The organism is Acutalibacter sp. 1XD8-36 (assembly GCF_009917525.1).
Classification (GTDB): Bacteria; Bacillota; Clostridia; order Oscillospirales; family Acutalibacteraceae; genus Acutalibacter.
In genome coordinates, this window is record NZ_QZDU01000023.1 from 1 (window position 1) to 9,667 (window position 9,667).

Genomic DNA, 9,667 nt, shown 5'->3' on the forward strand with positions numbered 1-9,667 from the left:
TTTCCGTCCAGGATGGGCCGCTCCCCGCGCACGAACAGTAAAGCCAGCTTATTATCCAGCATACGAATCTCATCTGGGGTCAACAGCTCCATGCAACATTGTCAAGTGGTAAATTCAGAGATAGAGCAAAATAGTAAACAGCCCTCCCCAAAGATCAAGATTCCCTGATCTTTGAGGAGGGCCGGTTCATAGCGCTTTTCGAGGTCATGCTCCTTTTTCGGAATTTCGTTCTTGATTGCTTCTCAAGATTCATCGGATTATGGGCCAGGACTGATAACTCGCAATTATACAATATTTTCTTCCTTCATCTTTGAAGAAATATCATCAAATAGTTTTTTCGCTTGTTCAGAAGTTATATTCTTAATATCAATCTTCTTTTTTTCTAAATCAATTGACACATCTATCTTTAATGCCTTAATTATTTTCGCAATTCCCAAAAGCACACCTGTTGAACCGCCCATAGCTACAACTATTTTGGCTACATCTTCAATTACTTCAGGGCCGTTATAACCATCATCACCAGAAATACTACATGATTGTAACACAATAAAATCGTTTAGGTATAATGTGGTTTCAAGAGACTTCAATGTACTAGGTTTTCCCCATATCTCAAAAGTGTTAGTCATTAGTCTGTCCTCCCATCTTTTACAGATTGCTTCGGTTCTTAAATAAAAATTATCTACATCAATCAATTCATTTGCCGACTCAATGGTTAGTAATTCCTCATCCTTTTCCTCCTGCATAGTTGATATGAGTCTATCTACCCACATTTGGTTGTCTTTCGCTCGCGCAAACAAAAAATAATCTCTACTCAAACTAGGGACATAATCATAATGGAGAGGTTTTTTTCTTACTCCTAATCTGCGAAAAATATCTTCTACTTGCTTATGCATAGCAGCATATTCAATCATAATATATTCCAAACTTCTATATGAATCTGGAGCAATATCTATATATTCCTTAATTTCTCCACTCTTCGTCTTAATGAGAGCATTTTCCATAAAGCGTTTATAATTCGGAGTCTCTATGCCCATAATAGAGTGAATTTTTAGCATAAAAGCACTGTCAACCATTTCAGTGGGAAACTTGTGGTATATGTTGTCCTTCCCTTTTGCCTTCTTCAAATCCCTTACAATGTCCTTTTTGTTTGTCAATATTGACTTGATTTGGTTTTCTTCTTTTAAAGAACAATTAAGCATAAACTCAAATCTTTTATCAGGATTATAAATAAATCTACTTATTTCAACAAATTCATTTAAACTCATTCCAATTAAATCATAATTGTAAAAGGGAACCATAAAAATCGTGTTTAGAATACCAATAAACAAGTCATCCCATTTTTGCTTCAATTGCTCAATCTTTTTGTAAGAGATTAAATAAAATCCATTTTCTGTAATAGCTTTTTTTGCATAATAGCAATCCTTTTCTGACAAATTTTGAAAATTACAAGAAAAATAGCAAGCAATACCTTCCTGAACCATTCTTGCACTATTCATCAAAATTTTATATGTTTTTTATAAAAACTAAAAATATCTACAAAGTTCATGTTCATTGAAAGAATTTTATCTATATCCAATATCTGGGCTTCGATTTCGCGGTTTGGATCAATTACATGATCTATAACATCTTTAAATCTATCAATAATGTGATCCTTTAAATTTTGTATTATTTGAAAAAATTTTGAATAATAATTCCGTAAGCGTTGCAAAAAAAATATTTATGAATTCTTTCGTGGGTTAATGTTGAGTTATTATGCAAAGCAAAAGGAATAAATATTTCAGAAAATTGAGGAAAATATGTAGCTGATGTTATTCCTATGCTTTGCATTTTATGCTCAATAACTTTATAATACAAACTGGTAGGCTCATCCATAAAAATACTCCTAACGATAGGCCCTAATGTCAAAGTCATTACTTATCCAGACCGAACCAAGTTAATCCTTGCTGGCACGCTAATCCTCCTAAAGTATATATTAAATACACCACAAACTCAAGATCATTTTTCGGCAATTGGTAGACAAAAAGTGTCTCTCCCTGCTGTTTTTAATGCTTACATACTCACAAGCAATTTATTTATGGAACCTTTGATTAAATGCGCCTGCGGAACTTTTTCACCAAAATTTTGTTGTGCTTTCTTGAAATACACAAGGTATTCCTGCAAAACCGCGCTGCATTCTGGCAAAAAATCTCTCGTAAATCCCTCTTGCCGATTTAATCAGAGGTCCCTTAAGAAGCTGTATTCACAGGCGTTGAATGCCGTCTGAGCGGATCTTTTCGCGCCCATCCGGCATCCCCCGCCTATGAGTACAGCTTCTAAGGTCATTGTTTTAATTACAGTCCTTTTTAAACGTGTAAAGAACTGTAATATTGATTTAAGCCATAATTTCACCAACAAAGTTATAAACAATACGGACTTTCTGCACCTTTTCTCCATCAATGACTTCAACTGCACTGATAAAGATTTTGTCAATGAGCCGATTCAAGATTGCTTCGTCCAACTCCGTAATGGACGCATATTCCCGGATTTCTCCGATGAACCGCCGCACATCGCTGTCGGCGCTGCTAGCGATACGCAATTCATCTGTGATCGCCTGCATCCGGGCTTTGTTGTCCGTCTGCTCCTGTTCCAGAGTTTCCGTCATGCGGAGAAACCGCTGCTCGGTCAGGATGCCCCTTGCTTTGTCAGCGTACAGGCTCATGAACATATCATCAATTTCCTGGTTGCGCTTCGCAAGAGTGTCCTTCTCCTTTTTCAAGCTGGTTTCATCAATGGAATACCGCTGTTCCAGCCGGTGGGTCAGTCGGTCATAGAACGCTTCTGCATCCTGCAAGGCCATCTTGCCATGCGCTATAATGTCCAACAGCACAAGGTTATAGAGGTCACGGGCTTCAATCTTATGACTGGTGCAGGCGTTCTTTCCTAGGCGGTTGTAGGTCTGGCAGATGTAATAAGCCTTATCAATCGGTTCCCGCATTTCTCCGGTAAAGCGATTCTTTCCAGTCCGGCCTACCTTCTCATAGCGTACCTGCATGGATTTCCCGCAGGTAGCGCAGTAGACAAGACCATGGAACAGATTATAGAACGGACAGCTATTCCCCTGCATGATGGTCGGGCGGCGATCAATCAGCTTTTGCACTCTATCCCATTGTTCCCGGCTGACAATCGCCTCGTGGCAGTTCTCGACAATTTCCCATTGATCGCGGGGAATGAAATTTACCGTATTGGAACGAATTGCCTTTTGATGGCATTTACAAACTACATGGTCGCCTTTGTAAACCGGGTTGCGGAGCATTTTGCCAATCACCGAACCACTCCAAGAATAGTAGCGAACCTCGGATTCAACAGGCATCTTGATACGGGTGATAGGGATTTTGCGTTCCAGCAGATGCTTGGCAATCTTCATCGTTCCACACCCATTCAGAGCTAGATCAAAAACCAACTTGACTATGGGCGCGGTTTCCGGGTCGATAATCAGGTGGCCGTGATCTGCCGGGTCGCGCATGAGGCCATAGGGAGTAGGCCCGCCCAAAAACTTCCCCTGCCGGGAGCGGGCCATCCAGCCCGCCAGCACCTTCTTGGAAATATCCCGGCTATACATATCGTTCAGGATATTTTTGAAGGGGGTAATGTCCATCTCCTGCCGGTTCAGACTGTCCACGCCGTCAGTAACAGCGATATAGCGGACGTTGTGACGCGGGAAGAAGATTTCGATATAGCTGCCAGCTTCAATGTAGTTCCGGCCCAGCCGTGAGAGGTCTTTCGTGATTACACATTTGACCTTCCCGGCCTCAATGTCGGCAATCATCCTCTGGAACGAAGGACGGTTGAAATTACGGCCTGTGTAACCGTCATCAACATAAAATTCGTAGTCCAGCAGGCCATTTTTCTCGGCGAAGTCACCAAGCAGAGCCTTTTGATTGCTGATGCTCATACTCTCGTTTTCCCGCCCGTCCTCAATGGAAAGTCGGCAGTACAGAGCGGTGACAGAGGGGGTAAGTTTATTCTTCCTGTTCATTGGTGATCTCCTTAATGAACAGGGACACGATACGGTCATGATACCATATTTCGGCAAAATTTTCAACAGGCATTTTTATCGCTCTCCCTCTTTTCAAGCCAGGATTCAAACTGTCCGCAAGCCTGGGATTCAATGGCCTGCTCAAAAGCGGCCCTCATACTCTGGCTACCGCTGTATTCACGGGTCACAATGAAGCGGGGCTTATCCTGGCGTCTGGTCTTGGGTGCAGCGGGTTTGTCCTGTTGTGTTTTTCTCATAGGCAGCTCCTTTCAGTTCATCAGATTTTTCAGTCGTGCCAGTTTGTCCTGCGCCATAGCCTTGCGGAAGTTCTCACCAGAAAAGCGGATAGGGGCGCACATTTCCAGCAGACGGTCATAGATACGGGCATGAGCGGTATCCTGGGGATGTTGCAACTCATGGAGCGGAATGTTGGTGGTCACGATCAGCGGCCTGCGGCTGCGGTAACGGCTGTCGATTATGTTGTAGACCTGCTCTAATCCATACTCTGTCCCGCGCTCCATACCAAAATCGTCAATAATAAGCAGCAGGGCGTAGCAAAGCTGGGATATGTACTCATTCCGCCCCTCAAAGCTGGCGGTCAGATCATTCAGAATCAACGCAAAATTGGTCATGCGGACGGTAATCTCCTGCTCCATCAGCGCATTGGCGATACATCCCGCGAAGTAGCTTTTCCCAGTACCAACGCCGCCCCACAGCAGATAGCCGACGTTCTCCGCCAGCATGGTGTCCCAATGCTCGACATAGAAATGGGCGTGTTTCATTTGCGGGCATTTGCCGTTGTCATTGGCGAATGTCCAGCCGCGCATAGCAGGGTCGGTAAATCCCCGGCGTTTCAGATCGACCACGGTCTGAAGGTGACGGTGGGCCTCCTGCTCTGCTGTCTCTCGGTCAATGCGTTCCTGCTCACACCGGCAGGGACAGGGAAGCAGCCGCCCCTCCAGCGGCGGTGCGTCCATACGAAACTGCTTCGGGGTGCGGCATTTCCCGCAGTACAGAAGTCCATCTTCGCCAGTGTAGTCCTCCGGCCCTACATGGGTCACGGTCATGCGCTTGATAATGCTGTCAAAATCATTCATAGGCTCTCGCCCTCCTCGTAAGTGTAATTGGGTATGCTCGTATCCTTCCGCCTGTCCCCCGCCGCCCAGCGGCGAATAGTGGCGGCGTGGTTCTGGTAGGTCTTGCCCGTGGAGGCCATATACTCGGACAGCTTCTCCACATACTGCGGCCAAAGGCCGGGAAGTTCCGCTTGCAGTTCGTCTACCTCCGTATCCGAAAGAAAAACATTCTGATAGCGGCCTCGCGCGCGGGCGCACACACTCTCACTCCCTTCAAGTGATTCTCTCAATTTACTTGTAAGGTTATTAGTGGACAATTTTCTGTCCGTCAAAGGGATAGTTTTCTGTCCATCAGAAGGACAATTTTCTTTCCTTCTGACAGACAATTTTTTATCCGTCAAACGGACAATATCCTGTCCATCAGGAATCTTGATATAGATGCGGTTCGGTAGAGACTGGCCCCGCCGCTTGCGCTCGATCAGGCCGGCGCTTTCCAATTCGTTCAATGAATTTTTCACGGTCATAGGGCTGCGGTCTATGACGTTGGCGATCTCAACAATGGGAAACACAATGTAAATCTGGCTACTGCTATCAGCCCAGCCATTGGCCTGAGATAGCCGCGCCCTGTCCAGCAGAACCATATAGACCAATTTGGTTGCTAACGCTAAATCCGCCTCCAAAAGAAAACGCGGGAATGGCAGGTACGGCGGCAACTTGGTATCTTTCGTCATGTAGTCAGCAATATGGGTGTCACCTCCCCGCCGTTGCGGGCTGTCTGATGGCCTTCCGAGACACTGGATAAGGAATGTATCAGGCCCCCATTGAGCCGTCCCCGAAAAGCCTTGCAAAATCAGCGTTTTTTGCCCCCTAAATGCGTAGAATTGTAGTAGCGTTTGCGCTGACGCTCTGCCTCTTTCTTCCGGCGGGCCGCAGTAGCACACTCTGGGCAGTATTTCGCCCGGTTGGACTTCGGCAGATAATAGCCGCCGCAGAGGACACATTTCTTCTGGTCTGCCCGGTGAAACAGGGCGGCGCACAGGCCAGCGTCCAGCGGCAGGACTGCCGCCCGAAACCATTTGCAGATCAGTGAGTAGGTGATGCTCTGCGGGCAGACACATTCCTCGCCACTGTCTAACAGTAGACAGTTCCCGCAGTCATAATTGCAGCAGCTATGTACCAGCCGCCGCGCCGTCCGGTACTGCTGATAGTTCATGTGAACAATCACGTTTCACTCTCCACGATGGGCAGCTTGATGTAGATGTGATAGGGGGTATGGAGGGCTATCAGCTTCTTTTCCACCAGCCCAACGTCCTCCAACTCCCGGAGGGACTGCGCCACGGTGCTGGGGGTGCGGTCAATGATCTCCGCGATGGTCTTGTTGTAGAACGCCAGATACCGCTGCCCACGTTTGTCGGTCTGCGCAGCCTCGGAGTTCAGTATCATATCCAGCATAATTGCGTAGACCTCCTTGGCAGTCAGCCGGATATTCATGCCCAACAGGAACCGGGGATAGGCCAGGTAGGGCGGCGGGGTGGAACCGTTGGTGATGTAGTCAGTTTTCATGTTCCTTCTCCATTTCGTGTCGGATTTCATGCACTTTCTCGAAAAATCCTTTGATTGCGGTTGTGACAGAATAGGCACTATCGCCCAATGCGTCAAATTGAGAAATTGTCATTCCGGCGAAAATTTCCGCCCGATGGTGGAGGGATTCAATGCCGGAAACATAGCGGGCGCATAGGGCCTTAAACTCGCTCAATGCCGCTTCGCCGTCTTTCATCCCCTGCTGTTTCGGTGTGGGCGGCGATACGGTCAGAACGGCAGCGGCTTCCTCCTGCTGGTCAGGGGGCAATCTGGAAATTTTCAGCGCGGCCCCCTTGGTGATCTTATCGCCAGCGTCCCGAATGGTTTTCTTGGCCTCCGGGGTCAGATTGGCGGCAGTCTGGACAAGCCGCTCCACGGTGCGTTTGCTGATTCCCTGTTTGTTGGCGGTGTCCTCGGAAAAGGGCTTGGTCTGTAAAACCGTCAAATTGTCGTTTTTAGCTGTCTGCCCGTTGCGCTGGCCTTGGCGTGTCTCCGGGTGGATGGCCTCATAGAGTTCCTTCCGGCGCAGAAGCAGATCGCCCAGCTCACGGTGGGACAGCCCAGCCCGGACAAAGTTCTCGTCAATCTCTGCCAACTCCGCTTGCAGACCGTCCGCGTCACTGACGGTACACTCGATTTCCGTCCAGCCCAACAGCTTCACCGCCTCCAAACGGTGCAGGCCAGCGATAAGCGTGTTATCCTGGGTGACGGTGATGGGATTCATCAGGCCCACAGCGGCGATGCTCCGGGCGAGTTCTTCCACGTTCCGCTGCTGGGTGTCGCGCCGTCCCGGATTGATTTTGATTTCGCTGGTTTTAATTTGCATGGCGATTGCCCTCAATGCGAAAATGTAGCTATAATCCGGTTGAGCATTTCCAGGTCGGGGCCGCCCAGCGATTCCCCCAGTTCTACGGGAAGTGCAATTTCGATTTCACGGGCAAGTTGCGCGTCGCTGGCTTTCTCGATTTGCTCCACGGAGTTCCAGAGGGTGGAGCGGTCTAAAAACTCCGGCGGGGCGTGGGCTGGCAGTATGATTTCTTTATGGACGATGCCGGGTTTATGCGTGTAGTCGTGGGTTTTTCCGTCCCACTCATTTGTCAGCCGTTCGCCGCTCCGATAGGCGGCGGCAGCAACAGCCGAACGGCCTACGCTCCGCTTGATGATCTGAATGGGACAGTGAAAAATCGCTATACAGATTTCCTCCTTCCTCCGCAGTCATTAGCAGGGGATATAGGCCAGCGGAAACGGAACAGACGCAAAGCGGATGTTCTGTTTTTGCTGGCGCACAAGGGGTTTGGGGAGTGTAGCTCCCCATCGCGTCCGCAAGGACGCAACAGCCCCCGGCAGGGCGCACGACACCGGAACGGTGTATAAGTGCGCTGTTCTCCGAACGGACTATTCCCCGTCCCCGTTTTTATGCGCCTCTTGCGCCGTTTTCTCCGCTCCGGGCAGGCGGGATAGGTCGATTAGGAACGCTTTGAGCGCTTCGCCGCCCATGCTGGCGGTGAAGGGGAACACGCCCTCCATGATTGCACCATGCACGATCATACGGTGGTTCCGGGCGTGGCGCTCTGCGTCCCTCTGCTTGTTCAGCAGAATTTTTACCTGGTTCTCATACTGAGCCGCCTCTTTTTCTGCCTCTGCTTTCTGTCGCAACAGGGATTCTTTTTTGTCCATGATGGGATAGACCTCCTTTCTGCCTAGGGACAAGCTGGTGCTTGTCCCTAGGCAGTAATGGAGCAAATGCCCCTCACTGGGTAAGCCTCAAAACAGCCCGTTGTCAGGATGGTTTGAGAAATATTTTAGAAATTTTCTGCGGACGGCCTGGATGCTCTCATAAACGGATTCTCTGGAACAGCCCTGTATCATTCCGATCTCCGTATAACCGAAACCATATAGCGCATAGAGCAAAAACCGCTCCCGCTGGACTGGGGTGCAGGTGTCCAAAATGGACAGCAGCAGAGCTACGGTTTCCCGCTGACATACGATGTCCTCCGGCGTGGGCTGATAGGGCAGCAGGCCCTCGGTCATGGCTATGTACTCGTCAAACTCCCGGTCATCCCAATGCCGCCGCTTTTCATGGGAAAGGTTTTCGGCCTGCCGCCTGCCCTGGTCGTAGCATTCGGCCACTTCGTCATTGACTTCAACGGACACCATGCGCCCGTTGATTTTATGGTGATCTCCATCGTGTTTTCCTCCTGTTCAGATTTAGGTTTTGCGAAATTTGAACAGGGGCGGGGAGCGGCACCGGGGCCGGATGCCCTTTGCTCTAAAAATGAGAAAATCCGCATGGCAAAAGGCCGTACGGATAGATGAAATGCAATATTCAGCTACATAAGAAATTGTTGTATCTTCAAGGCTGGACTTCGCCGTAAGAGGGGTCAGAATTTTTTTGACATCTCACCTGGTCTGGTAAATGACATTGGCACAGCGGCTACCTCCTAAAGCCGCCGGTTTTGAATAGACGATAAGCGGCGGCACTTGGTCAAAGTACCGCCGCCATGTGGAACGTATATAAAGCCAATGTGGAGCCTATGTGAAACGAGAATTTTATTACTCTTTCGGAGTGACTACAATGCCGTCCGCACTATTCGGGTCTTTGAAACTGTAAGTGTAGCCATCTGGCAGGGAAACACTGTCAGAGTTGTCCTCAGCGCCCGGCTTTGTTTCATTATCAACATCAATACCCGTATCATCAATTTCCACGGAGTTCCCCAAATTCGTGTCCTGATCGCCGCCGTCTTTCTGATTTGTACAGCCGGTGAACAGCGAAAAGCAGGCCAGCATACACGCCAAAATAATAGCAATTTTCTTCATCACATTTCCCTCTCTTTCAAATGTCCTCGTTTGATTTCCAACACCACATCCGCCTGCCTTGCTACCTCGCCAGAGTGTGTCACGACCACCACGCACTTCCCGAACGTATGGGCGCTCTCTTTCAAAATCGCCGTGATTTCCTCGGCGGTGTCGGCGTCCAGGTTCCCGGTCGGCTCGT

Annotated in this window: 12 protein-coding genes and 1 pseudogene; all 13 read right to left on the bottom strand. The window is 48.6% G+C overall.

The window, feature by feature from the left end; genetic code table 11:
* Positions 1-284 precede the first annotated feature (284 nt).
* A complete protein-coding gene (locus D5270_RS15890; protein WP_166545004.1) occupies positions 285-1,481 on the bottom strand; it encodes a hypothetical protein in 1,197 nt (398 codons plus the stop codon).
* Positions 1,482-1,665: 184 nt separating this feature from the next.
* Positions 1,666-1,872 carry a hypothetical protein gene (locus tag D5270_RS15895; protein WP_166545005.1) on the bottom strand — a complete coding sequence of 69 codons (207 nt, stop codon included), beginning with the start codon at positions 1,870-1,872 and terminating at the stop codon, positions 1,666-1,668.
* A gap of 499 nt (positions 1,873-2,371) precedes the next feature.
* A complete protein-coding gene (locus D5270_RS15900) occupies positions 2,372-4,015 on the bottom strand; it encodes a recombinase family protein (RefSeq protein ID WP_166545006.1) in 1,644 nt (547 codons plus the stop codon).
* A 62-nt stretch (positions 4,016-4,077) separates the two neighbouring features.
* On the bottom strand, positions 4,078-4,272 hold the full coding sequence (locus D5270_RS15905; protein ID WP_166545007.1) for a hypothetical protein: 195 nt from the start codon (positions 4,270-4,272) through the stop codon (positions 4,078-4,080).
* A 12-nt stretch (positions 4,273-4,284) separates the two neighbouring features.
* Positions 4,285-5,112, bottom strand: coding sequence for an ATP-binding protein (locus D5270_RS15910; RefSeq protein ID WP_166545008.1), 828 nt, complete (start codon positions 5,110-5,112; stop codon positions 4,285-4,287).
* The gene (locus D5270_RS15915) at positions 5,109-5,822 is read right to left on the bottom strand and encodes a replication initiator protein A (RefSeq protein WP_166545009.1); all 714 of its coding nucleotides are present in this window, start codon (positions 5,820-5,822) and stop codon (positions 5,109-5,111) included. Before D5270_RS15915 ends, D5270_RS15910 begins: the two co-directional genes overlap by 4 nt.
* Positions 5,823-5,941: 119 nt before the next feature.
* Positions 5,942-6,304 (bottom strand): cysteine-rich VLP domain-containing protein, encoded by a 363-nt coding sequence (locus D5270_RS15920; RefSeq protein ID WP_166545015.1) that lies wholly within the window; start codon positions 6,302-6,304, stop codon positions 5,942-5,944.
* Positions 6,305-6,312: 8 nt separating this feature from the next.
* A complete protein-coding gene (locus D5270_RS15925) occupies positions 6,313-6,654 on the bottom strand; it encodes a hypothetical protein (protein WP_166545010.1) in 342 nt (113 codons plus the stop codon).
* Complete coding sequence (locus tag D5270_RS15930; RefSeq protein ID WP_166545011.1) at positions 6,644-7,498, bottom strand: ParB N-terminal domain-containing protein; 855 nt, start codon at positions 7,496-7,498, stop codon at positions 6,644-6,646. Before D5270_RS15930 ends, D5270_RS15925 begins: the two co-directional genes overlap by 11 nt.
* 68 nt (positions 7,499-7,566) lie before the next feature.
* Positions 7,567-7,863, bottom strand: a pseudogene (locus D5270_RS15935) (MobA/MobL family protein); the annotation flags it as partial.
* A 204-nt stretch (positions 7,864-8,067) separates the two neighbouring features.
* The gene (locus tag D5270_RS15940; RefSeq protein WP_166545012.1) at positions 8,068-8,349 is read right to left on the bottom strand and encodes a DUF3847 domain-containing protein; all 282 of its coding nucleotides are present in this window, start codon (positions 8,347-8,349) and stop codon (positions 8,068-8,070) included.
* An 87-nt stretch (positions 8,350-8,436) separates the two neighbouring features.
* A complete protein-coding gene (locus D5270_RS15945) occupies positions 8,437-8,829 on the bottom strand; it encodes a sigma-70 family RNA polymerase sigma factor (protein ID WP_166545013.1) in 393 nt (130 codons plus the stop codon).
* A 396-nt stretch (positions 8,830-9,225) separates the two neighbouring features.
* Positions 9,226-9,489 carry a hypothetical protein gene (locus D5270_RS15950; RefSeq protein ID WP_166545014.1) on the bottom strand — a complete coding sequence of 88 codons (264 nt, stop codon included), beginning with the start codon at positions 9,487-9,489 and terminating at the stop codon, positions 9,226-9,228.
* Between the last annotated feature and the right edge of the window lie 178 nt (positions 9,490-9,667).

Excerpts from the sequence above, each read along its gene's own strand:
- D5270_RS15945 (WP_166545013.1), bottom strand. The coding sequence starts at position 8,829 with ATGGTGTCCGTTGAAGTCAATGACGAAGTGGCCGAATGCTACGACCAG.
- D5270_RS15950 (WP_166545014.1), bottom strand. The coding sequence starts at position 9,489 with ATGAAGAAAATTGCTATTATTTTGGCGTGTATGCTGGCCTGCTTTTCG.
- D5270_RS15940 (WP_166545012.1), bottom strand. The coding sequence starts at position 8,349 with ATGGACAAAAAAGAATCCCTGTTGCGACAGAAAGCAGAGGCAGAAAAA.
- D5270_RS15890 (WP_166545004.1), bottom strand. The coding sequence starts at position 1,481 with ATGGTTCAGGAAGGTATTGCTTGCTATTTTTCTTGTAATTTTCAAAAT.
- D5270_RS15930 (WP_166545011.1), bottom strand. The coding sequence starts at position 7,498 with ATGCAAATTAAAACCAGCGAAATCAAAATCAATCCGGGACGGCGCGAC.
- D5270_RS15895 (WP_166545005.1), bottom strand. The coding sequence starts at position 1,872 with ATGGATGAGCCTACCAGTTTGTATTATAAAGTTATTGAGCATAAAATG.
- D5270_RS15920 (WP_166545015.1), bottom strand. The coding sequence starts at position 6,304 with ATGAACTATCAGCAGTACCGGACGGCGCGGCGGCTGGTACATAGCTGC.
- D5270_RS15910 (WP_166545008.1), bottom strand. The coding sequence starts at position 5,112 with ATGAATGATTTTGACAGCATTATCAAGCGCATGACCGTGACCCATGTA.
- D5270_RS15925 (WP_166545010.1), bottom strand. The coding sequence starts at position 6,654 with ATGAAAACTGACTACATCACCAACGGTTCCACCCCGCCGCCCTACCTG.
- D5270_RS15900 (WP_166545006.1), bottom strand. The coding sequence starts at position 4,015 with ATGAACAGGAAGAATAAACTTACCCCCTCTGTCACCGCTCTGTACTGC.
- D5270_RS15905 (WP_166545007.1), bottom strand. The coding sequence starts at position 4,272 with ATGAGAAAAACACAACAGGACAAACCCGCTGCACCCAAGACCAGACGC.
- D5270_RS15915 (WP_166545009.1), bottom strand. The coding sequence starts at position 5,822 with ATGACGAAAGATACCAAGTTGCCGCCGTACCTGCCATTCCCGCGTTTT.